The 23,818-nt window shown below is 59.3% G+C and carries 18 protein-coding genes; 10 read left to right on the top strand and 8 right to left on the bottom strand.

The window, feature by feature from the left end; genetic code table 11:
- Position 1: 1 nt before the first annotated feature.
- From B9Z41_RS03100 to dapC, 5 genes are all read right to left on the bottom strand, one after another.
- On the bottom strand, positions 2-400 hold the full coding sequence (locus tag B9Z41_RS03100; protein WP_100144849.1) for a type II toxin-antitoxin system VapC family toxin: 399 nt from the start codon (positions 398-400) through the stop codon (positions 2-4).
- Positions 397-663, bottom strand: coding sequence for a hypothetical protein (locus tag B9Z41_RS03105; protein ID WP_100144852.1), 267 nt, complete (start codon positions 661-663; stop codon positions 397-399). Before B9Z41_RS03105 ends, B9Z41_RS03100 begins: the two co-directional genes overlap by 4 nt.
- 65 nt (positions 664-728) lie before the next feature.
- A complete protein-coding gene (gene dapE / locus B9Z41_RS03110) occupies positions 729-1,880 on the bottom strand; it encodes a succinyl-diaminopimelate desuccinylase (RefSeq protein ID WP_100144854.1) in 1,152 nt (383 codons plus the stop codon).
- Between the two features lie 25 nt (positions 1,881-1,905).
- Positions 1,906-2,742 carry a 2,3,4,5-tetrahydropyridine-2,6-dicarboxylate N-succinyltransferase gene (gene dapD / locus B9Z41_RS03115; RefSeq protein ID WP_100144856.1) on the bottom strand — a complete coding sequence of 279 codons (837 nt, stop codon included), beginning with the start codon at positions 2,740-2,742 and terminating at the stop codon, positions 1,906-1,908.
- A 21-nt stretch (positions 2,743-2,763) separates the two neighbouring features.
- Positions 2,764-3,978 carry a succinyldiaminopimelate transaminase gene (dapC, locus tag B9Z41_RS03120; protein WP_100144859.1) on the bottom strand — a complete coding sequence of 405 codons (1,215 nt, stop codon included), beginning with the start codon at positions 3,976-3,978 and terminating at the stop codon, positions 2,764-2,766.
- A gap of 26 nt (positions 3,979-4,004) precedes the next feature.
- On the opposite strand from dapC, the gene B9Z41_RS03125 reads away from it, so the two are divergent.
- From B9Z41_RS03125 to def, 5 genes are read left to right on the top strand one after another with little or no spacing between them, the layout of a single operon-like run.
- Positions 4,005-4,367 carry an Hpt domain-containing protein gene (locus tag B9Z41_RS03125; RefSeq protein ID WP_100144861.1) on the top strand — a complete coding sequence of 121 codons (363 nt, stop codon included), beginning with the start codon at positions 4,005-4,007 and terminating at the stop codon, positions 4,365-4,367.
- A gap of 28 nt (positions 4,368-4,395) precedes the next feature.
- The gene (gene smc / locus B9Z41_RS03130; RefSeq protein WP_100144863.1) at positions 4,396-7,911 is read left to right on the top strand and encodes a chromosome segregation protein SMC; all 3,516 of its coding nucleotides are present in this window, start codon (positions 4,396-4,398) and stop codon (positions 7,909-7,911) included.
- Positions 7,912-7,925: 14 nt separating this feature from the next.
- Positions 7,926-9,230 carry a cell division protein ZipA C-terminal FtsZ-binding domain-containing protein gene (locus B9Z41_RS03135; RefSeq protein ID WP_233202479.1) on the top strand — a complete coding sequence of 435 codons (1,305 nt, stop codon included), beginning with the start codon at positions 7,926-7,928 and terminating at the stop codon, positions 9,228-9,230.
- A 15-nt stretch (positions 9,231-9,245) separates the two neighbouring features.
- Positions 9,246-11,378 carry an NAD-dependent DNA ligase LigA gene (ligA, locus tag B9Z41_RS03140; protein ID WP_100144865.1) on the top strand — a complete coding sequence of 711 codons (2,133 nt, stop codon included), beginning with the start codon at positions 9,246-9,248 and terminating at the stop codon, positions 11,376-11,378.
- A gap of 11 nt (positions 11,379-11,389) precedes the next feature.
- The gene (gene def / locus B9Z41_RS03145; protein ID WP_100144867.1) at positions 11,390-11,926 is read left to right on the top strand and encodes a peptide deformylase; all 537 of its coding nucleotides are present in this window, start codon (positions 11,390-11,392) and stop codon (positions 11,924-11,926) included.
- Between the two features lie 42 nt (positions 11,927-11,968).
- Here the strand turns inward: def and B9Z41_RS03150 are convergent, their stop codons facing one another.
- Both B9Z41_RS03150 and map read right to left on the bottom strand, forming a co-directional pair.
- Complete coding sequence (locus B9Z41_RS03150; protein WP_100144869.1) at positions 11,969-14,572, bottom strand: [protein-PII] uridylyltransferase; 2,604 nt, start codon at positions 14,570-14,572, stop codon at positions 11,969-11,971.
- A gap of 10 nt (positions 14,573-14,582) precedes the next feature.
- Entirely contained in the window at positions 14,583-15,395 is an 813-nt protein-coding gene (gene map / locus B9Z41_RS03155) for a type I methionyl aminopeptidase (protein WP_100144871.1), read from the bottom strand.
- A gap of 120 nt (positions 15,396-15,515) precedes the next feature.
- Here map and B9Z41_RS03160 point away from each other — a divergent pair, with 120 nt between their 5' ends.
- The 5 genes from B9Z41_RS03160 to B9Z41_RS03180 all read left to right on the top strand — a co-directional run bounded on the left by B9Z41_RS03160 (position 15,516) and on the right by B9Z41_RS03180 (position 21,782).
- Positions 15,516-15,797 carry a BrnT family toxin gene (locus B9Z41_RS03160; protein ID WP_100144873.1) on the top strand — a complete coding sequence of 94 codons (282 nt, stop codon included), beginning with the start codon at positions 15,516-15,518 and terminating at the stop codon, positions 15,795-15,797.
- On the top strand, positions 15,784-16,083 hold the full coding sequence (locus tag B9Z41_RS03165; RefSeq protein ID WP_100144875.1) for a BrnA antitoxin family protein: 300 nt from the start codon (positions 15,784-15,786) through the stop codon (positions 16,081-16,083). Before B9Z41_RS03160 ends, B9Z41_RS03165 begins: the two co-directional genes overlap by 14 nt.
- A 133-nt stretch (positions 16,084-16,216) precedes the next feature.
- The gene (gene purL, locus B9Z41_RS03170) at positions 16,217-20,239 is read left to right on the top strand and encodes a phosphoribosylformylglycinamidine synthase (RefSeq protein WP_100144877.1); all 4,023 of its coding nucleotides are present in this window, start codon (positions 16,217-16,219) and stop codon (positions 20,237-20,239) included.
- Between the two features lie 64 nt (positions 20,240-20,303).
- Positions 20,304-20,780 carry a hypothetical protein gene (locus tag B9Z41_RS03175; RefSeq protein WP_143474140.1) on the top strand — a complete coding sequence of 159 codons (477 nt, stop codon included), beginning with the start codon at positions 20,304-20,306 and terminating at the stop codon, positions 20,778-20,780.
- Positions 20,781-20,792: 12 nt separating this feature from the next.
- Entirely contained in the window at positions 20,793-21,782 is a 990-nt protein-coding gene (locus B9Z41_RS03180) for a tripartite tricarboxylate transporter substrate binding protein (RefSeq protein WP_100144881.1), read from the top strand.
- Positions 21,783-21,793: 11 nt separating this feature from the next.
- Here the strand turns inward: B9Z41_RS03180 and B9Z41_RS03185 are convergent, their stop codons facing one another.
- Positions 21,794-23,806 carry a U32 family peptidase gene (locus tag B9Z41_RS03185; RefSeq protein ID WP_100145135.1) on the bottom strand — a complete coding sequence of 671 codons (2,013 nt, stop codon included), beginning with the start codon at positions 23,804-23,806 and terminating at the stop codon, positions 21,794-21,796.
- Positions 23,807-23,818: the final 12 nt, after the last annotated feature.

The raw sequence follows: 23,818 nt of genomic DNA on the forward strand, positions 1-23,818 counted from the left end.
TTCAAGGGCAAATCAATTTGATCTTGGGAAAGTAAGTTTTGTAGCGCCCCGCGTCGCGCGTGAGCAGCTTGAAACCTTCTGCTTGTGCATGGGCACCGATGAAAAAATCAGGCAGCACCCCGGTTTTGTTGCCGCCTCGCTGGCGATAGGTACGAAATGCAGAGGCAGCCAGTTGTGCAGCGGGCCGCGTCAAGTCTTGTAGGTCAATCTCCAGCTTGTTCAAAAAAGCGTCAATGTGAGGACCTGCGGTGTTGTGTGTGTGCAGCTCGGCATAGACCACGAAGTTGGTGACCAGTTGATTTTTTTGTTTGGCTTTGCTGAGCTCCCGCAAGGACCAATTGAGCCAGATGGGATCGTGATGGATCACATCTACAAAGACGTTGGTGTCCACCAAGATCATGGTTTGTTCCAGTCTTCACCACGCGTCATTCGCATCAACTCGTCAGTGCTCATGCCGTCTTTGGCAATGCCAATGAATGCACGAATCGGGTCATCCGGTGACAAAAATGACAAGTCATCAGCAGCGGGGGGAACTTGGGTTTTGGCCGTGTTGAGCCATTTCTCAACAGCTTCTTGCACCACCTGCGATTTGGTCATGTGCATGTGTTTGCAATAAGCGTTGAGGTTTTTTTCAATGTTGGGGGAAAGGCGAACCGAGAGCATGGCGACTCCTTGTCATACAAAACATCTTGATTGTATGACAAGGTTGAATTTCCCAGCGTCAAGGTTTATAGCTGGTGCAGCTGCTCCAGCACGCGGCGGTAAATGTTTTTCAGGGGCTCGATGTCGGCCACGGCCACGCATTCGTCGATTTTGTGGATGGTGGCGTTGCAAGGGCCCAACTCAATCACCTGCGGGCACACCTGAGCGATGAAGCGACCGTCGCTGGTGCCGCCGGTGGTGGAGAGTTCGGTCTCAATGCCGGTTTCATCTCGGATGGCGGTTTGCACCGCGCCCACCAAGTCGCCACGCGGGGTGAGAAAGGGCAGGCCACTGATGGTCCAGCTCAGGTCGTACTGCAAGCCATGCTGATCCAGCACGGCTTTGAAGCGTTGCTGCAAGTGCTCGGGGGTGGACTCGGTGCAAAAGCGAAAGTTGAAGTCAACCACGCAAGTGCCTGGAATCACGTTGCTCGCGCCCGTGCCTGCGTGGATGTTGCTGACCTGCCAACTGGTGGGCGGGAAAAATTCGTTGCCCCGGTCCCATTCGATCGCCACCAACTCAGCCAAAGCCGGTGCCAACACATGGATCGGATTTTTGGCCAGTTGCGGGTAGGCGATGTGACCTTGCACACCTTGCACCGTGAGCTTGCCGCTCATGCTGCCACGGCGCCCGTTTTTGATCATGTCGCCCGTGCGTTGCACCGAGGTGGGTTCGCCCACAATGCACCAGTCCAAGCGTTCACCCCGGGCTTTCAACGCCTCGCAGACCTTGACCGTGCCGTCCAACGCAGGGCCTTCTTCATCGCTGGTGAGCAAGAAGGCGATGTTGATCAAAGGCGCTGGCTGCGCGGCCACAAACTCTTCAGACGCCACCACCATGGCGGCCAGCGACGCTTTCATGTCGCTGCTGCCACGGCCATACAACATGCCATTGCGGTGGGTGGGCGTGAACGGGTCGTGGGTCCACTTTTCAATTGGCCCGGTGGGCACCACATCGGTGTGACCGGCAAACACCAGGGTTTTGGCGTTCGGCTGTGTGCTGCGTCGAATCGCCCACAGGTTGCTCACCCGAAAGCTCTCGGGCCCGCTGTCGATGCGCTCAAGGGCAAAGCCCAACGGACTCAGCCGTGCTGCGATCAGCTCCAAACACCCGGCATCCTCGGGGGTGACCGAGGGACGGGAGATCAGGTGTTCGGTGAGTTGCAGCGTGCGGGACATGGGAGCGCTTTGTCAGAACAGTCGATCAGTCGCGCAACAAGTCGTTGATGCTGGTCTTGGAACGGGTTTGTGCATCCACGCGCTTGACCACGATGGCGGCATACATGCTGTAAGGCGCACCGTTGGCCGCTGTTTTAGGCAGGTTGCCGCTGACCACCACGGAACCGCTGGCGACACGCCCATAGCTGATCTCGCCGGTGGCGCGGTCAAAGATAGGCGTGCTTTGGCCGATGAACACGCCCATGCCCAGCACAGAGTTTTCTTCGATGATGACGCCTTCCACCACTTCAGAGCGCGCGCCGATGAAGCAGTTGTCTTCGATGATGGTGGGGTTGGCTTGCAGGGGTTCGAGCACGCCGCCAATGCCCACGCCGCCCGACAGGTGCACGTTCTTGCCAATTTGTGCGCAAGAACCCACGGTGGCCCAGGTGTCAACCATGGTGCCGGAGTCCACATAAGCGCCGATGTTCACGTAAGAGGGCATCAAAATCGCGCCTGAGGCAATGAAGCTGCCACGACGCGCCACAGCAGGTGGCACCACGCGCACGCCAGCGGCTTTCATGTCGTCGTCGCTGAGGTGAGAAAACTTGGTTTTCACTTTGTCGTAAAAGCCCAGCTCGCCCGCCTTGATGATTTCGTTGTCGTTCAAACGAAAGCTCAACAACACAGCCTTCTTGAGCCATTGGTGTGTGGTCCATTGGCCCACGCCATCACGGGTGGCCACGCGCAGGCGACCGGCATTGAGTTCGGCAATCACATGCTCCACGGCGTCGCGCACTTCGGCGGTGGCGTTGGCACCGTTGATGTTGGCACGGTTGTCCCAGGCGTTGTCGATGATGTGTTGGAGTTGGTGTTGAGCCATGGTTGTCTTCTCTTGGATGGATTAAGGATTGGAATTTCGGATGAACGCCACAATGCGTTGCGCAGCTTCCAGGCATTCGGCGGTTTCGGCCACCAGGGCCATGCGAATTCGGCCTGCACCAGGGTTGAAGCCCTTGGCATCGCCAATGAAGTGACCTTCGCGCGCCAAGTAGCTGCCCGGCAAAACGGTCACATTGTATTGAGCCAGCAAATCCCGTGCGAACGCCACGTCATCGCCACCCGGCACTGCGGCCCACAGATAAAAGCCTGCATCGGGCAAACGCACGTCCATCACCTGCGCCAACAAGGGCGTGACGGCGGCAAATTTGTCACGGTACATGGCCCGGTTGGCCACCACATGGGCCTCGTCGTTCCAGGCGGCCACGCTGGCGGCTTGCACCATGCCGCTCATGGCGCTGCCGTGGTAGGTCCGGTAGAGCAAGAACTGTTTCAGGATGTTGGCGTCACCCGCCACAAAACCGCTGCGCATGCCCGGCACATTGCTGCGCTTGGACAAGCTGGTGAAAGCCACCAGGTTCTTGAAGTCAGAGCGCCCCAACTTGACGGCTGCTTCCAAACCGCCCAAAGGTGGCTCGTCGCGGAAATAAATTTCGCTGTAGCACTCGTCACTGGCAATGACAAAACCGTAGCGGTCGCTCAGCGCAAAGAGTTTTTCCCAGTCGGCCATGGGCACGACTGAGCCAGTGGGGTTGCCCGGTGAGCAGACAAACAGCAACTGGGTATTGGCCCAGACCGCTTCTGGCACGCTGTCCCAGTTGACGTTGAAGTTCAGGGCCGGGTCGCTCGGTGCGTAATAAGGTGTCGCTCCGGCTAACAAGGCAGCACCTTCGTAGATTTGATAGAACGGGTTCGGGCACACCACGGTGGCCTGCGCACGGGTCGGGTCAATCACGGTCTGAGCAAAGGCAAACAGGGCTTCACGCGAGCCATTCACCGGCAACACTTGGGTGGCGGCGTTCAAGACCACACCGTAGCGGCGTTGCATCCAGCCGGCACAGGCATCACGCAAGGCCGGCAGGCCAGCCGTGGCGGGGTAAGCGGCCAAGGCTTGGGTGGCATGGGCCAGCGCATCCAGCACCAACGCAGGCGTGGCATGGCGCGGCTCACCGATTCCCAAGCTGATGGGAGGGTAAGCCGGGTTCGGTGTGACAGGGGCAAACAGCTGTTTCAGCCGCTCAAAAGGATAGGGCTGGAGACGAGAAAGCAGGGGATTCATGGCTGCTATTATCTCTGGGCCAGCCTATGAATACCCACACCACACCTCCTTCTTCCTTCCTTGACTTGAGCGGGGCCAAAGAGTTCGCGATGGACGATGTCCAAATGCGCGAACTGATGGCCACTTTCCTAGAAAGTTTGACCCAAGAAATCGCCACGATTCAAACCGGCTTGGGACAGAACGAAGCGGTGAAGGTGGAGCATTCTCTGCACGCGCTCAAAGGTTTCATGCCTTTGTTCGCACATCCCATGTTGGCTCAGGCAGTCACCGAGCTGTACCAAAACAGCCGCCACCAGCCTTTGGACACCACGCGTGGCATTTTTGAGTCGATCTTGCCCCATCTAGAGGCCTTGCTGGCCGAGGTCCGCGCCTGGTCCAGCCGTTTATGATCCCCCCTCTGTTTCAAGAGGCTTTTCGGTGCGTCTGAATTCCATCAAGTTATCGGGTTTCAAGTCCTTCGCGGAACCCACCAATTTCCTGTTGCCTGGCCAGTTGGTCGGTGTGGTGGGCCCCAACGGTTGCGGCAAATCCAACATCATGGACGCCGTGCGCTGGGTGCTGGGCGAAAGCCGAGCCAGCGAGCTGCGCGGCGAGTCCATGCAAGACGTCATCTTCAACGGCACCACCACCCGCAAAGCGGCCAGCCGATCCAGTGTGGAACTGGTGTTTGACAACGCCGACCACCGCGCCGGCGGCCAGTGGAGCCAGTTTGCAGAGATCGCGGTCAAGCGCGTGCTGACCCGCGACGGCACCAGCAGCTACTACATCAACAACCAGCCAGTGCGTCGTCGCGACGTGCAAGACGTGTTCTTGGGCACCGGTTTGGGCCCACGCGCCTACGCCATCATTGGCCAAGGCACCATCAGCCGCATCATTGAATCCAAGCCAGAAGAACTGCGCTTGTTTTTGGAAGAAGCCGCTGGCGTGTCCAAATACAAAGAGCGCCGCCGCGAGACCGAAAACCGCCTGAGCGACACGCGGGAAAACCTGACCCGGGTGGAAGACATCCTGCGCGAACTCAACGCCAATTTAGAGAAGCTGGAAAAGCAAGCCGAGGTGGCCAACCGTTACCACGCGCTGCAAGCCGATGTGACCTTGAAGCAGCAACAGCTGTGGTTCTTGCGCCGTGCCGAGGCCGAGGCTGACCAAGTGGGCCTGAAAACCCAAGCCGACAAAGCCGTCAACGACTTGGAGTCGCGCATTGCCGATTTGCGCCACATCGAGGCTGACTTGGAAACCGTGCGCCAAGCGCACTACGCCGCTGGCGACCAAGTCAACCAAGCCCAAGGTGCGTTGTACGAAGCCAGTGCCGAAGTCGGGCGCTTGGAGGCTGAGATCCGCTTTGTGGTGGAAGGACGCCAGCGCGCCGAAGCGCGTTTGGTGCAAATCAAAGAACAAACTGCCCACTGGGCCCAGCAAAGCGAGCAGGCACAGCAAGAAATCGAAACCTTGGCCGAGCACGCCTTGAACGGTGAAGAGCAAGCCATGCTGCTGGCCGCGCAGGTGGAAGAGCAGGCCATGCAACTGCCCGAGCTGGAAGAGGCCCTGCGCACCGCCCAACAACGCAGCAACGAGCAGCGTGGCAGTGTGGTGCAAGTCCAGCAGCAAATCCAGGTGCTGGCCGCTGACCAGCGCAACATCGAAGAGCAATCGCGCGCACTCAACGCCCGTCATGAGCGTCTCAGCGCCGACCGCAACGCCTTGGCGGCTCCCGACGACGCCCGTCTGAGCAACTTGCAAGCGCAGCTGCAAGAAGCACAAACCCAGGCCGATGTCACCGCAGCGCAACTCGAAGAGTTGCAGTTGAGCGTGCCTCTGTTGGACGATGCGCGTCGCCAAGCACAGCAGGCCGTCAACGCCGAGCAAACCAAGCAAGCCGATATTTCGGCCCGCCTGGAAGCCCTCAAGGCGCTGCAAGAAAAAGTACAAACCGACGACAAGCTCAAGCCCTGGTTGGCCAAGCACGGCTTGGATGGTCTCCAAGCGTTGTGGAGCCGCATCCACATCGACACAGGTTGGGAAAACGCCCTTGAGGCCGCCTTGCGCGAACGCATGGCCTCGCTGGAAGTCAGCCGTCTGGACATGGTGCGGTCGTTCAGCAACGACGCCCCTCCCGCCAAACTGGCGTTCTACACGCCCCCGCTGGCCGCCGTGCCAGAAGCTGCGGGGTCCTTGCCGCGTTTGTCTGATTTGCTGCGTCTCAACGACGCCGGTCAAAAAGCGCTGTTGACCGATTGGCTCAGTGGATGCTTTACCGCACCCAACCTGGACGAAGCGCTGGCCAAGCGCAGCAGCTTGCAACCTGGCCAAGTGATTTATGTGCCCACGGGCCACGCCATCAGCGCCCACAGCGTGAGCTTTTACGCGCAAGACAGCGAGCAATCGGGCTTGTTGGCGCGTGCCCAAGAAATTGAAAACCTCGACAAGAGCACCAAGGCCCAAGCCCTGATCAGCGACGAAGCCCGCCACGCCCTGGTGCGTGCCGAAGCCGCCTACAGCGACGCTTCGCAACGCCTGGTGAGCATCCGCAACGAAGCCTCGGCCGCACAAACCAACGCCCACGCCTTACAAGTAGAGACCTTGCGTTTGTCGCAACTGGCCGAACAAACCCGCGCCCGCAGCGAACAAATCAGCGGGGACTTGGGCGAAGTCGAAGCGCAACTGGCCGACCTGCAAGAGCGCCGCGTGGATGCCGAAGCGCGCTTTGAAGAACTCGACATGCAGTTGGCCGACAGCCAAGAGCGGCATGCCCAGTTGGACGAAGCCGTCATTAATGCCGAGCGCCGTTTGAACGACAGCCGCGAACAACAACGCAGCTTAGAACGCCAGGCCCAAGAAGCCCAGTTCACACAACGCAGCTTGGCCACGCGTGAGGCTGAGCTCAAACGCATCATCGATACCGCCACCCAACAAATGGCCAACGTGTCGGTGGAAGAGCAGCGCGTGCAAGAAGACTTGACGCGCTTGACCGACGCTGCGGCACAAGCGGGCTTGCAAAACGCTTTGAACATCAAGCTCGAACGCGAAGCCACCCTGGGCGCCAAACGCAGCGAGTACGACGACTTGACCACCAAGCTGCGTGCCAGCGATGAACGCCGTTTGCAGCTGGAACGTGAGCTTGAGCCTTTGCGTCAACGCATCACCGACTTCCAGCTCAAAGAGCAAGCGGCACGCTTGGGGCTGGAGCAATACACGCAACTGCTGGCCGATGCGCAAGCAGACTTGGAGGCAGTGGCCGCGTCTATCCAGCTCAACAATGTGCGCTTGGGCGGCTTGCAAGGCGAGATCGACCGCCTGCACCGCGAAGTGGCCGCCTTGGGCGCAGTCAACCTGGCTGCGCTGGACGAATTGGCCTCGGCCACCGAGCGCAAGACGTTCTTGGACTCCCAATCTGCGGACTTGAACGAGGCCATGAACACCCTGGAAGATGCGATCCGCAAGATCGACGGCGAAACCCGCGAACTGTTGGGCGGCACCTTCAAAATTGTCAACGAACACTTTGGCAAGATGTTCCCCGAACTGTTTGGCGGGGGCAATGCGCGTTTGGTGATGACCGGCGAAGAAATTTTGGATTCCGGCGTGCAGGTGATGGCGCAGCCACCGGGCAAGAAAAACCAGACCATTCACCTGTTGTCAGGCGGCGAAAAAGCACTCACCGCCATTGCGCTGGTGTTTGCGATTTTTCAACTCAACCCGGCACCGTTTTGCTTGCTCGACGAGGTGGACGCGCCGCTGGACGACGCCAACACCGAACGCTATGCCAAGCTGGTGTCGAGCATGTCCAAAGAGACCCAGTTTCTGTTTATTTCACACAACAAGATCGCCATGGAAATGGCAGAACAACTCATCGGCGTGACCATGCAAGAACAAGGTGTTTCTCGCATCGTGGCCGTCGATATGGAGTCGGCCGTGTCCATGGTCGAAGCCGCTTGATCTCAAAGTAACCCATGAGCAGTCTTCAAATTGGTTTAGCCATCGCCGGGGGCGTGGTGCTGGCAGGTGTGGTGGCCCACAGCACCTGGACGTCGCGCAAAAACAAACCACGTCAAGCCGAGCCGCTGGTCGATGCGAGCCCATCGCCGAGCGACCATGCCGGCCCCGCCGAACGTGGCCATCCCCAAGAGCCCACGTTTGACGACCATCACCACGCAGGCCACGACGAGCCCGTGGCCCAGCCTCACAGCGACGATCCTGTGGCAGACATGGCCCGCGTGATGATGCAGCAAGCCACCCAGCACGCCCAGCGTGTGCCTGATGAAGCGGAGTTACAACGACTGGCCGCAGAAAAAGCCGCTGACCGCGCGGCCGACGCACGCGTGAATGCGCAGCGTGCCATGCAGCACACCGCCGACACCCACGACCAAGGCCTAGCCCCCATGATTGCCAAAGTCATGGATGACGCCTCGTCCATGGCATTGCCCACTGACAAGCGCCTCAGTCTGGACGCGCTGATCGACGTGCTGGCACCGGTTGAAATTGACAGCCCTGTGTCGGGTGAGGCCACACTGGCTGCATTGCCTCCCAGCCGTCGCGTGGGCAACAAGCTGTTCACCGTGGAAGGTTTGAATGCCGAGACAGGTTTGTGGGAGCACCCCCGCAATGGTCAACGCTACAGCGCTTTCCAGGCCGGTGTGCAATTGGCCAACCGCATGGGCCCGCTCAATGAAATTGAGTTCTCAGAGTTCGTGGTCAAAACCCAAAGTTTTGCCGACGCCATCAACGGCGCACCTGAGTTTCCCGACATGCTCGAAGAGGTGGCGCGTGCACGCGAACTCGACAGCTTTGCCAGCGCCCATGATGCGCAACTGAGCTTCACCCTCAAGGCCACCAAGGCGGCGTGGAGTCCGGGCTATGTGCAACAAAACGCCGCGCGCTTGGGCTTTGTGGCGGGCGTCATTCCTGGCCGCATGGTGGTACCCGCACCTGCGGTGGGATTGCCCCCTGTGCTGGGCTTGATGTTTGACACCCAAGCAGCGATGGCCGAAGACCCAGCGCAGTCGGCCATTCGTGAGCTCACCTTGTCTTTGGATGTGCCTCAGGTCGACCGGCAAGAAGAGCCGTTTGCCCGCATGGTGCAAACCGCCCACGAGTTGGCCCGCGTGATGGATGGCACGGTGACCGACGACAACGGCCAGCGTTTGTCAGAAGCCGCCATTGGGGGCATTGCCCGCGATTTGCAGGCCTTGTACGACACGCTGGATGCGCGCGACTTGTCGGCGGGATCGCCGCAGGCGCGACGCTTGTTCAGTTAAGCCCGCTGCGGGCCTATGACAACCACTCCCCCCGCTGCCCGAGCTGCGCAACTGCGAGCGCAGTTGCACCACCACGGCCATCTGTACTACGTGCTGGATGCACCTACGATTCCTGACGCTGAATACGACCGCCTCTTCAAAGAGTTGCAAGCCCTTGAAGCGGCTCACCCAGAGCTAATCACCCCCGACTCCCCCACACAACGCGTGGGCGGCAAGCCTTTGGATGCGTTTGTCAGCGTGCGTCATGCCATGCCCATGCTGAGCATTCGCACCGAGACCGACACCGAAGCCTCTGGGGCCGAAGCATTTGATGCCCGCATTCGCAAAGAGCTGTCCCTCACCGAGTCAGACCCCTTGGTGGACTATGTGGCCGAGTTGAAGTTTGACGGCATGGCCATGAGCCTGCGTTACGAACAGGGCGTGCTGGTGCAGGCGGCCACGCGCGGCGACGGCGAAATGGGCGAGGATGTGACGCAAAACATCCGCACCATTGGGCAAATTCCGCTCAAGCTGCACACCCCGCCGCCCAGTGATTCGTTGTTTGACGATGTGGATTTGCGAGTCCCTGATGTGCTGGAAGTACGCGGTGAGGTCTACATGGCCCGGGCCGACTTTGAGGCGTTGAACGAGCGCCAACGCGCACGCATTGCACAAGGTATAAAAGGTGAAAAAACCTTCGTCAATCCACGCAATGCCGCAGCCGGTGCCGTGCGTCAGCTGGACCCGGCCATTGCCGCTGAGCGGCCTTTGAGCTTTTTCGCCTATGGGCTGGGCGAAGTGACGCCCGAGTCCCAAGGTGGCCCCCACTTTGACACCCACTACGAGTTGCTGATGGCGCTGCGTGACTGGGGCTTTCCGGTGGCCGAACAAACCAGCACGGTGCAAGGTGCGGCGGGCTTGGTGGCGTTTCACCAGCGCATGGGGCAAGCGCGTGATGCGTTGCCATTCGACATCGATGGCGTGGTCTACAAGGTCAACCGGCTCGACTGGCAGCGCCAACTGGGCTTTGTCACCCGCGAGCCACGTTGGGCGGTGGCCCACAAATACCCGGCGCAAGAACAACTCACCACCGTGCAAGCCATTGAAGTGCAGGTGGGGCGTACCGGCAAACTCACCCCCGTGGCCAAGTTGGCCCCGGTGTTTGTGGGTGGCGTCACCGTGACCAATGCCACCTTGCACAACGAAACAGAAGCACGCCGCAAAGACGTGCGGGTGGGCGACACCGTGGTGGTGCGACGTGCCGGAGACGTGATTCCAGAGGTGGTGTCTGTCATTGCCGAAAAGCGCTTGCACGAAGCCCAAATCTTCACCATGCCCCACACCTGCCCGGTGTGTGGCAGTGCCGCCGTGCGTGAAGAGGGCGAAGCCGATCACCGCTGCACGGGAGGTTTGTTTTGCAGCGCACAGCGCAAGCAAGCCATCCTGCATTTCGCCCACCGTCGCGCGGTAGAAATTGAAGACCTGGGCGACAAGCTGGTGGAGCAACTGGTGGATGCAGGTGTGGTCAACACCTTGCCCGACCTCTACCGCTTAGGGTTCACCGCGTTGGCAAGCTTGGACCGCATGGCTGAAAAATCGGCCAACAACGTGTTGGCCAGCATTGAGAAATCCAAACACACCACCTTGCCCCGTTTTTTGTTTGGCTTGGGCATTCGCCATGTGGGCGAAGCCACGGCCAAAGAACTGGTGCGTCACTTTGGCAAGCTCGACGCCATCATGGATGCCACGCTCGATCAACTGCTGCAAGTGGCCGATGTCGGGCCAGTCGTGGCGCAAAGCCTGCGCACCTTTTTTGACCAAGCACACAACCGCGAAGTGGTGGAGCAACTGCGCGCCTGTGGCGTGCACTGGGAGGAGGGTGAGGCCACGGCGGGTGCCAGTTTGCCGCTGGCAGGCCAGACCTTTGTGCTGACCGGCACCTTGCCCACACTCAGCCGCGACCAAGCCAAAGACATGCTGGAAGCGCTGGGCGCCAAAGTGGCTGGCAGCGTGAGCAAAAAAACCCACTGCGTGGTGGCCGGTGCAGAGGCGGGCAGCAAACTCGACAAAGCGCAAGCACTGGGCATTCCTGTGCTCGATGAAGCAGGCTTGCTGGCGTTGCTGGCATCGCATGCCCCCGCTGCCAGCGACCACGACACACCGAATTGAAAGACACCGCCATGGCCGTGCAAGAGATCTTGAAAATGGGCGACCCGCGCTTGCTGCGCGTGGCCCAGCCCGTGACGCACTTCAACACGCCTGAACTGCAAGGCTTGCTACAAGACTTGAGCGACACCATGCTCGCGGCCAACGGTGCCGGCCTGGCCGCCCCGCAAATTGGGGTGGACTTACAGGTGGTGATCTTTGGCTCGGGCGAATTCAACCCGCGCTATCCAGAGGCACCCGTGGTGCCGCGTACCGTGTTGATCAACCCGGTGCTCACCCCGCTCGGGGACGAGCAAGAAGACGGTTGGGAGGGCTGTTTGTCTGTGCCCGGTCTGCGCGGTGTGGTGCCGCGCTTCAAACGTTTGCGCTACCAAGGCTTTGACCCGCAGGGCCAGCCGATTGACCGCACCGTAGAGGGCTTTCACGCCCGTGTGGTGCAACATGAGTGCGACCACCTGATGGGCGTGCTCTATCCCATGCGCGTGCGTGACTTTGCACGCTTTGGCTTCACTGAGGTGCTGTTTCCAGGCCTAGACGCAACCGACGATTGAGCCCCAACGCAGCGAGACGATTGCTTCGCTGCATCGTCGCACTCAAGCCTGTTGCAAGGCGTTCAACAACTCGGTTTCAATTTCCAGTTGCGCCCTGTTTTGTTGCAAGGCGGCACCGTCAATCAGGAAGGTGTCTTCCACCCGCTCGCCCAAGGTGCTGATCTTGGCCAGAAACAAGTTGACCTTGTGGTTGGCCAGCACCCGCGCCACGCTGTAGAGCAAGCCGACGCGGTCGCTGGCCGAGATGCTGAGCAGCCATTTTTGCGCCCGCTCGTCAGGTTGCAACGAAACACGCGGGGCAATCGGAAAGCTTTTCACACGACGTGACACACGGCCACGCCCTGGTGCTGGCAAGGGGCCCGCAGCTTCGATGGTTTGCGACAAACCCGACTCCACCATGTTGATGAGTTCGCGGTAATGGTCTTGCAGGCGTGAAGCCACCACTTGGAAAGTGTCAATCGCATAGCCGTTGCTGGCCGTGTGGATCTTGGCATCCAAGATGTTGAAACCGGCTTGGTCAAAGTAGCCACAAATGCGGGCAAACAAATCGGCTTGGTCAGGTGCGTAGACCATCACCTGCAAGCCTTCGCCCACGGGTGACATGCGCGCACGCACCATCACCCCCACAGATTTTTCTTGGGCTTTTGCCTGCGACAGACTGCGCGACAGCTGGCGTGTGTGCCAAGCGATGTCGGACGCGTCATGGCGCATGAAATAGCCCACATCCAAGGTGTCCCACAGGTCTTTGTGCGCGCCAAACGGCAGGGCGTACAAGGCCAGCATGGTCAAGGCTTCGCGCTTGCGGGCTTCCACTTCGGCATCCGGGTCGGGCGCGCGGCCACCCAAGGCACGCAAGGTGTAGCGGTACAGGTCTTCCAGCAGCTTGCCTTTCCAGGCATTCCAGACTTTGGGGCTGGTGCCACGGATGTCGGCCACTGTCAGCAAGTACAAGGCGGTCAGGTTGCGCTCGTTGCCCACACGTTTGGCAAAGCCTTGAATCACATCGGGGTCGCTCAGGTCTTGCTTTTGCGCAATGTGGCTCATGGTCAAGTGCTCGGCCACCAAAAACTCGATCAAGTCGGCATCGTCTTTGCCGATGCTGTGGTCTTTGCAAAAGCGCCGCACTTCAGCGCGCCCGAGTTGCGAATGGTCGCCGCCTCGGCCTTTGGCGATGTCGTGAAACAGCGCACCCGCGTACAAAATCCACGGCTTGTCCCAGCCTGCGGCGAGTTGGGAGCAAAACGGGTACTCGTGGGCATGCTCGGCCATGAAAAAGCGCCGCGCATTGCGCAGCACCATCAGGATGTGTTGGTCTACGGTGTAGACGTGAAACAAGTCATGCTGCATCTGACCCACGATGCGACGAAACACCCACAAATAGCGCCCCAGCACCGACGTTTGGTTCATCAAGCGGATGGCATGGGTGATGCCCTCTGGCGCTTGCAAAATCCGCAAAAAGGTGGCGCGATTGACCGGGTCAGCGCGAAACGCGCCGTTCATCACCTTGCGTGCGTTGTACAACGCGCGCAAGGTGCGTGCTGACAGGCCATTGATGCCCACGGTGGACTCGTACAGCCAGAAGGTCTCCAAAATGGCGTGCGGCTCGCGCAGGTACAAGTCATCGCTGGTGACCTCCAACATGCCCGCTTTGTCGGCAAAGCGTTCGTTGATGGGACGCAAGGTCTGGGTGTCGCCATTGAGCCGCTCTTCGATGTTGAGCAACAAAATTTGGTTCAACTGGGTCACGGCCTTGGCGGCCCAGTAGTAGCGCTTCATGAGCGCTTCGCTGGCAGCACGCGCGTCCAACGTGCCATCTTCTTGAAATCCCAGGCCAATGCTTTGTGCCACCGCGTGTTGCAGGTCAAACACCAGCCGGTCTTCTCGCCGTTTGGCAGCAATGTGCAGGCGCGTGCGAATGAGCGCCAGAGTGTCTTCGTTGCGCTGAATTTGGCGCGCCTCAAACGAGGTGGCCAAACCTTTGCGCGCCAACTCATGCCAGCTGTTGCCAAAACCAGCCGCTTTGGCCACCCACAAGATCACTTGCAGATCGCGCAAGCCACCGGGCGATTCTTTGCAGTTGGGCTCCAGCGAATAGGGTGTGTTTTCAAACTTGGTGTGGCGCTGACGCAGCTCCAAGGTCTTGGCAACAAAGAAGGCCTTGGGGTCCATCGCCGCATCGAAACGTTGCTGAAAATGGTGAAACAACGCGGCACTGCCAACCACCAGACGGGCTTCCAGCAAAGAGGTTTGCACGGTGATATCGGCACTCGACTCTTGGATGCACTCGTCCACACTGCGCACGCTGGAGCCAATTTCTAGGCCTGTGTCCCAGCAACTGCCGATGAAGGTTTCAATTTGACTCTTGAGTTGGGCATCGCTGTCCGCCGATCGCCCCTCAGGCAGCAACAGCAACACATCCACATCAGAGTAGGGGTAGAGCTCGCCGCGTCCGAACCCACCCACGGCAACCAGGGCCAAGTCGTCGTCAAAGCCAGCGTTGCGCCATAACTCGACCAGCATATGGTCGGTCAAATGGCTCAGATTTTTCAACACGCCGCGCACACCCCGGGTGGCAGCTGGACGGTCAGACATGGCCTGCAGCAGGGCGGCCTTGTCCGAGCGATAGCGTTGGGCCAAGGCATTCATGGCAGAGCCTTCAGCAACAGGTGGTGGTCACAAACTCGGGCAGGGCGGGGCTGCCACCGGACAGGGTCAACACTTCGTATCCGGTCTCAGTGACCAAAATGGTGTGCTCCCATTGCGCCGACAGCGAGTGGTCGCGCGTGACGATCGTCCAGCCGTCACCAAGCTCTTTGATATCTTTGCGGCCCGCGTTGATCATGGGCTCAATGGTGAAGGTCATGCCCGTTTTGAGCTCTTCCCCCGTGCCGGGTTTGCCGTAGTGCAGCACTTGCGGCTCTTCGTGGAACACCTGACCAATGCCATGACCACAGAACTCTCGCACCACCGAAAAGCCGTGGCTTTCAGCGAAACGTTGAATGGCAAAGCCAATATCGCCCAAGCGTGCGCCAGGCTTGACTTTGACAATGCCGTGCCACATCGCCTCATAGGTCAATTTGCACAAACGCTTGGCGGCAATGGACGACTCGCCAACCAAAAACATGCGGCTGGTGTCACCATGCCAACCGTCTTTGATGACCGTGATGTCGATGTTGACGATGTCGGCTTTTTTCAGCGGTTTGTCGTTGGGAATGCCGTGACAGACCTGATGGTTGATGGAGGTACAGATCGACTTGGGGTAAGGGTTGTCGCCGCTCGGGTTGTAGTTCAGCGGGGCAGGAATGGCACCTTGCACCTGGGTGATGTAGTCATAGGCCAGCTTGTCCAACTGGTTGGTGGTGACCCCGGCCACCACGTGCGGGGTGAGGAAATCCAGAACTTCGGAGGCCAGTTTGCCTGCGACACGCATGCCCTCAATACCTTGGGCGTCTTTGTAAGTGATCGTCATGTTGGAATTATCCCATTGGGGCACAAGCCCTTGCTGATCGCAGTTTTTCCTTCTAATGCTCACATGCGGTTTGGCTCAAACACCTAAGCTCAAAGTTTCGACAAAACTCATACTTTTCGTATGTACAATAAGTTAAGAATTGTTTTTGATCCAGAAAAAGACAAACAGAATCAAATCAAACATCAAGGCGTGTCGTTGATTGAAGCCGTTGACTTTGATTGGTGTGAAGCGGTTTACATCAAAGATAAACGTCGTGACTATGGTGAGCATCGAGTCATTGCTTTTGGCATTTTGAACAACCGTTTGTTTGTTGTCGTTTTTGTAGACCGTGAAAATGAGCGAAGGGTCATCAGCCTACGCAAAGCTAACTTCAGAGAGGTAAAACGTTATGCCCAAACTTAAACTTGGCCATATCAGCCCCACACCCAAAGAAGATGCCCAGATTCAAGAAGGGATCGATGCAGACCCTGACACGTGGTTTTTAACGGATGAAGAGTGGGAGAAAGTCAAACCCACTGCGCGCATAGGGCGTCCGCCAGCTGAAGTCACCAAAGAGCGCATCACGATTCGCTTGTCGCGAGACGTTGTCACTCAATTTCGTGCCACTGGAGAAGGTTGGCAAACACGCATAGATGCAGCGCTGAAGCAATACATTCTTGAACATCCGATTGGATCCCCTGGTCAGTGAAAACGGACGCTCATCACGTGGGGCGATTGTGTACAACCTGTGGCCAGTGCCCACGTAAAATCCAACCAGTGCCGACCAGCCCCAGTCAGCGGCCCGGCGTAACGATTTCCCCGTCTTTTTCTCAAGGCCATCCGTGTCCCTGCACCTCAGCATTTTCGAAGGCGGCAACGCCCTCAGCGATTTCCGTGTTCAACAACTCTTGCCCCGACTCGCCGCCATCGCGCCACAGATCAAAGGCTTCAATGCACGCTTTGTACATTTGGCCGCCAGCGAAGAAGCATGGGATGCCACCCAGCAGCGCACCCTGGCCGCACTGCTGACTTACGGTGAGCCGGCACACCCTGGGACAGATGGTGTCGCGCTGGTGGTCACCCCACGTTTTGGCACAGTATCGCCCTGGGCTTCCAAAGCCACAGACATTGCGCACAACTGTGGCTTGGGGCTGAAGCGCATCGAGCGCATCACCGAATTTCGCATCTTGCTCAAAGACGGTTTGCTGAGCAAAGGCAGCCTGAGCCCTGAGCAATTGGCGGCGGTGGCCGATGTGCTGCATGACCGCATGACCGAGTCGGTGATGCGCACCCGCGATGAAGCGCTCAACCTGTTCACCGAACTGCATCCAGCCCCCATGGAGCATGTCGATGTGCTGACCGGAGGGCGCGCCGCACTGCAAGACGCCAACACGCGTTGGGGCCTGGCTTTGGCCGATGACGAGATGGACTATCTGGTGACCGCGTTTGCCCAGTTGCAACGCAACCCCACCGATGTGGAGTTGATGATGTTTGCGCAGGCCAACAGCGAGCACTGCCGCCACAAAATCTTCAACGCCGAATTCACCATCGACGGCGTGGCGCAGCCGCACAGCCTGTTCGGCATGATTCGCCACACCCACAAGACCCACCCGCAGTACACCGTGGTCGCGTACTCGGACAACGCCTCCATCATGGAAGGCCATGCGGTGGAACGCTTTGTGGCCACGAACAACGGCACCGACTTGCCCCACTACGACAAAGTGGCCGCGACCCACCATGTGTTGATGAAGGTGGAAACGCACAACCACCCCACCGCCATTTCGCCGTATCCCGGCGCGTCCACCGGCAACGGGGGCGAAATTCGCGACGAAGGCGCCACCGGACGTGGCTCCAAACCCAAAGCGGGCATGTCGGGCTTCACCGTGTCCAAGTTGTGGGACAGCAGCTTGGGTCGTCCCTCGCACATGGCCAGCCCACTGCAAATCATGACCGAAGGCCCACTGGGTGGCGCGGCCTTCAACAACGAGTTTGGCCGTCCCAACCTATTGGGCTATTTCCGCGAGTACGAACAAGAGGTGGCGGGCGTGACACGTGGCTATCACAAGCCCATCATGATCGCCGGTGGTTTGGGGGTGATTGACAGCACGCAAACCCACAAGATCGAATTTCCTGCGGGCACCTTGCTGATTCAACTGGGTGGCCCCGGCATGCGCATTGGCATGGGAGGCGGTGCCGCCAGCTCCATGGCCAGTGGCACCAACGCGGCTGAGCTGGACTTTGACTCGGTGCAACGCGGCAACCCCGAGATCGAGCGCCGGGCGCAAGAGGTGATCAACCATTGCTGGACGCAGGGCAAGAACAATCCGATCCTGGCCATCCACGACGTGGGGGCAGGCGGCTTGTCCAACGCGTTTCCAGAGTTGACCAACGACGCCGGACGCGGTGCCCGCTTTGATTTGCGTGCCGTGCCCCTAGAAGAATCAGGCCTGGCCCCAAAAGAGATTTGGTCCAACGAAAGCCAGGAACGCTATGTGCTGGCCATTGCGCCCGAGTCGCTGGCGCAATTCAAAGCCTTTTGTGAGCGTGAGCGCTGTCCGTTTGCCGTGGTCGGGGTGGCCACCGAAGAACGCCATCTCATCGTGGCCAACGAAGACGCTGCGGTCACCGCAGAGAGCCATCTTGCCAGCGCCGATCGCGCCGTGGACATGCCCATGAACGTGCTGTTGGGCAAGCCGCCCAAGATGCACCGTGACGTACAACGCGTGCAGCGCGTCAGCCCCGCGATGGATTTGACCGGTGTGCGCCTGCAAGACGCGGTGATTCAGGTGCTCAGCCACCCGACTGTGGCGAGTAAGCGCTTTTTGGTCACCATCGGCGACCGCGCTGTGGGTGGCCTGACCCACCGTGACCAAATGGTGGGCCCCTGGCAAGTGCCGGTGGCCGATTGCGCGGTGACCCTGGCTGACTACCAAGGCTTCAAAGGCGAAGCCATGAGCATGGGCGAACGCACGCCCTTGGCCGCCTTGCATGGCCCGGCTTCGGGTCGCATGGCGGTGGCTGAAGCCATCACCAACCTGCTGGCGGCCCCCATCGAGTTGCCCCGTGTCAAGCTCAGTGCCAACTGGATGGCGGCCTGTGGCGAGCCCGGCGAAGATGCTGCGCTTTACGACACGGTGCAAGCTGTGGGGCTGGAACTGTGCCCCGCTTTGGGCATCTCTATCCCGGTGGGCAAAGACAGTTTGTCCATGCGCACCCAGTGGCGCGAGGGTGACGCCACGAAAAAGGTCACCTCACCGGTGAGCTTGATCGTCAGTGCGTTTGCCTCCATCGCCGACGTGCGTGGCACGCTCACCCCCCAACTCAACGCCACCGAAGAAGACACCACCTTGGTGTCGGTCGACCTTGGCCGCGGCCAGCACCGTATGGCGGGCAGCATCTTGGGCCAAGTGCTGGGCCAAGCAGGCGACACCGTGCCTGACCTGGACCACGCCCAAGATTTGGTGCAACTGGTCCACGCGGTCAACGACTTGCGTGCGCAAGGAAAAATCTTGGCCTACCACGACCGCAGCGATGGCGGCTTGATGGCCACCGCCTGTGAAATGGCCTTTGCGGGCCAAGTGGGCGTGGCGCTGAATGTGGACATGTTGATCACCGAGGGCGACGGCATCAGCGACAGCCGCGCTGAATACGGGGACACCAAGAACTGGACCGCTCAGGTGAGCGCACGGCGCGAAGAGTTGACGCTCAAGGCACTGTTCAACGAAGAGCTGGGTGTGCTGTTGCAAGTGCGCACGTCCGAGCGCAACGCGGTCATGCAAACGCTGCGCGCGCATGGGCTGTCCAAACACAGCCACTTTGTGGGCAAGACGCGTCCTGCGTCGTCGGCCATCGCCAAGGGCCAAGGCGAGGTCAGTGTCTGGCGCGATGCCAAAGAGGTGTTCAGCGCCAAACTTGCCGACCTGCACCAGGTGTGGGACAGCGTGAGCTGGAAGATTTGCCAGCAACGTGACAACCCCGTCTGCGCCGATGCCGAGCACGCCAGTGCGGGCGACCCGCTCAACCCCGGCCTGCATGTGCATCTGCCTGCGGGCGTGTGCGACAACGTGGCAGCTCCGTTCATCCACAGTGCCAAACCCAAAGTGGCTGTGTTGCGCGAGCAGGGCGTCAACTCGCACGTGGAGATGGCCTATGCCTTCACCGAAGCGGGTTTTGAAGCCTATGACGTGCACATGACCGACCTGCAAACCGGGCGTGCCAAGCTGCAAGATTTCCAGGGCTTGGTGGCCTGTGGTGGCTTCAGCTACGGTGACACCTTGGGTGCTGGCATTGGCTGGGCACGCTCCATCACCTTCAACCCCGTGTTGTCTGAACAGTTCCAGCAGTTCTTTGGCCGTACCGACACCTTTGGTTTGGGCGTGTGCAACGGCTGCCAAATGTTTGCCGAATTGGCCGACATCATTCCGGGCACTGCGGCTTGGCCGCGCTTCACCACCAACCAGAGTGAGCGCTTTGAAGCACGCTTGTCGATGGTGGAGGTGTTGCCGTCTCCGAGCCTGTTTTTGCAAGGCATGGCAGGCAGCCGTTTGCCCATTGCCGTGGCACACGGCGAGGGCTATGCCAACTTCAGCCAACGCGGTGACGCCGCCCAGGTGGTGGCCGCGATGCGCTTTGTCGACAACTTCGGCGTGGCGACACAAACCTACCCCTTCAACCCCAACGGCAGCGCGGGCGGTCTGACCGCCGTGACCACCGCCGATGGCCGCTTCACGGCCATGATGCCGCATCCTGAACGCGTGTTCCGCAACGTTCAAATGAGCTGGACTGATTTGGGTGCCACAGGGGGCATCGACGCCTTCAGTCCATGGATGCGCATGTGGCGCAATGCGCGCAAGTGGGTGGGTTGATAGCCAGCAAGTGAGTTGCTAAGCTTGACGTCCATCAACAAGTCTTCGGACTGAGGAGATCACCATGCGATCAGTTCTTCAATTGCTGTGCGTGCTGACATTGCTTTTGGTGGGATGCACAAGCTTTGCGCCGGACCGCAGTTTGCTCGGGCGAGATCGAGCCGCCGTGATTGCAGACATGGGCCCGCCTTCGCGTGAAAGACAATTACCCGGCGGGTCACGCCTGGAGTACCCTCGTGGCCCATTTGGCAAGAGCACTTATTTCGTCTTCTTGGACGCGAGTGGCAAAGTCACAGCTTGGGAGAATGTGCTCAAGACCGAGAATTTCGACAAAATCATCGCTGGCATGCCTGTGAGCGAGGTTGAGTTTCTGATTGGCGAATCCAAATCCGCTTTTGGTGTCGGCTCTCAAAACCACCGGGTATGGAACTACCCATTCAACAACTCAATTTGCCGCGTCTTCCAGGTAGAGGTCACCCCCGATGGCAAAGTGGACTCCACAGGCTACGGGTACGCGCCGGAGTGCGGTAACACGTGGTAACTCATCAATCTCATGCTTAACAAAAACTCTCTCAAACTCTTTTCTTTTCTGGTGCTTTTTTTCTGTGTGCTTGGGGTGTCACAAGCCCAAGCACCGGCTAACGCTTACCCCACCAAACCGATTCGTCTGATCGTGCCTTTCCCGCCGGGTGGGGGCACCGACATCTTGTCGCGCTTGATCGCGACCAAGTTGAACGAACAGCTCAAGTGGACCGTCATTGCGGACAACCGTGCGGGCGCTGGCGGCACCATTGGCATCACAGAAGCGGTCAAGGCTGCCCCAACGGGCTATGACCTGGTCATGGGCCAAAAAGACAATTTGGTGATTGGCCCGTGGCTGTACAAAAACTTGCCCTGGGACCCGACCCGCGACTTGGTGGCGGTGGCGCACATCGCTTACACGCCCGTGGTGATTGCCACCAGCGCCAACTCCAAGTTCAAAACCTTGGTAGACGTGATCCAGGCCGCACGCAACGCGCCAGGCAAAGTGAGCTACGGCTCGCCTGGCAACGGCACATCGATTCATTTGGCGGGCGAGTTGTTTGAAAAAGCCGCCAATATTCAACTCAGCCACATCCCCTACAAAGGGTCTAACCCCGCCATGATGGATGCGCTGGCAGGCAACGTGGATTTGCTGGTGTCATCGGTGCCCTCAGCCATGAGTCAAATCAAGTCGGGCAAGTTGCGTCCACTGGCTGTGACCTCGGCCAAACGCAGCTCCTCCATGCCAGATGTGCCAACGGTGGCAGAGTCAGGATTCAAGGACTTTGATGTCAGCACCTGGTACGGGGTATTGGCCCCAGCAGGCACCCCAGCCCATGTGGTGGCGACACTGAATGCCGAGGTGAACAAACTGTTGGGCAGCCACGAGGTGCGTGACGCCATTCATGCCCAAGGTGCTGAACCTGAAGCCATGACCCAAGCCAAGTTTGCCAACTTGCTCAAGGCTGACTATGCCAAGTGGAAGGGCATCGTCGAATCTTCAGGGGCGAAGATCGACTGAGGATTGACGGGTCAACGCGCCCCAGCAGTGGGGCGTGTTTTGTAGAACGTCATCGGTGTTTCAGCCATGTCGCGCACGCGCTGGTTGAGCACCGATTTTTTCATGTGGCCCACCACATGCATTTCGCAGGGCTTGCAGTCAAACCGCAACGTGAGCTTTTCGCTGCCGTTGATCAGGGTGAGAGGTTCGGCCTTGACCGTGCCTTGCACGCCTGTCACGCCCTTGGCTTGTTTGGGGCACAAGCTCATGCTGAAACGCACGCAGTGTTTGGTGATCATCAAGCTGACTTCGCCCAACTCTTCATGGCTCTCATACGCCGCCGCCACCATCTGCACGCCATGCTTGGCATAAAAACTTCGGGCTTTGTCGTTGTAGACATTGGCCAGGTAGGTCAAGGTGTCTTCGGGGTAGCTGGCGGGCGGCTCCACAGCGTGGGCGCGGGAAGGGCGCTGGTAGGCTTGTTCGCGTACCCGTTCTAAGTTTTGCACCGCTTCGCGACGCAAGGCATTGAGCGATGAAGCGGGCACAAACCAGGGCTGACTGAGCGAGACCTGCTGATTCAGCACCTCAAAAGCGGTGGCGCCAAACTTGCCCAGGTGTTCACGCAAGCTGGCGTCGTTGCGCACCGGGTCTTTGGCCAGCGCTTTGTCGCAACTCAGGAACGCACTGGCGCTGTTGCCTTCTTCATCGGTCAAGGTGAGGGAGAAGCCTTGGGCTGTATCGGCAAACGCCAACCAGACGCCGATACGACGTTCGCTGGAGGTTTTCTCCAGGCCTCGTACCCAGTCCATGTCGCGGTTGCGGTTGAGCACCGTGCCGGCACGCAGGTCTTTGAAACCCGCCATCGGGTCTTTGGGAAACACGCGCCACACACCCTTTTTGGCCGTGGCTTCGGCGCGGTTGATGGCGACGCCCACCAATTCTTTGTGCAGGTCGTAGTAGCACAGCCCATCGCCGTTGTGCAGCACAGCGGCTTTGTCAAAGGGTTGCAACTCAATCCAGTTGGGGCCTGTGGCAAGTACCTCGCCCAAGGCGATGCCAGGGTTCTTGGGCGAGTCAAAGGCACCAATGTCCTCTTTGCGCCCTTGCACAAAGTAGTCGGTGAATTCGCGGTTGAAGTTCTGGTTGGGGTCGGGTGTGAAAAACAGCGTGGTCTGGCCGCTGGACGCGCGGCTCAAGGGAGGGCGCATCGGGTCGGTCGAATGCTCACGCGCTTCGAGCAATTCATCGATCAACACCCGGTAATGCGCTGTGATGTTTTTGACATAGGCCATGTCTTTGTAGCGGCCTTCAATTTTGAAGCTGCGCACACCGGCATCAATCAGGGCTTCCAGGTTGTCGCTCTGGTTGTTGTCTTTCATCGACAGCACATGTTTGTCGTGCGCGATGAACCGGCCTTGGCTGTCAGTCACGTGATAAGGCAGGCGGCACGCTTGACTGCAATCCCCTCGGTTGGCACTGCGCCCCGTGTGGGCATGGCTGATGTAGCACTGGCCGCTGTAGGCCACGCACAAGGCTCCGTGCACAAAGAACTCCAGCTTGCAACGCTCGGCATCCAAGGCTTGGTGGATGTCACGAATTTGCGGCAAAGTCAGCTCACGGGCCAACACGATTTGCGAGAAACCCACATCTTGAAGAAAGCGGGCTTTCTCGGGCGTGCGAATGTCGGTCTGGGTGCTGGCGTGCAACTGGATGGGCGGCAAGTCAATTTCCAACAAACCCATGTCTTGCACGATCAACACATCGGCGCCAGCGTTGTAGACGTCCCAGGCCATTTGGCGGGCACCTTCCAACTCGTCATCGCGCAAGATGGTGTTGAGGGTGATGAAGATACGGCTGTTGAAACGGTGGGCTTCGCGGCACAAGCGCTCAATGTCGCGTACGGTGTTGGTGGCGCTGGCACGGGCACCAAAGGCAGGCGCGCCGATGTAGACCGCATCTGCCCCATGGTGGATGGCGGCGATGCCTATATCGGCGTCGCGGGCCGGGGCGAGAAGTTCAATTTGATGAGACAGCAGTGACATGGCCGTATCCAT

The organism is Limnohabitans sp. JirII-31 (assembly GCF_002778315.1).
In the GTDB taxonomy this organism is placed as follows: Bacteria; Pseudomonadota; Gammaproteobacteria; order Burkholderiales; family Burkholderiaceae_C; genus Limnohabitans.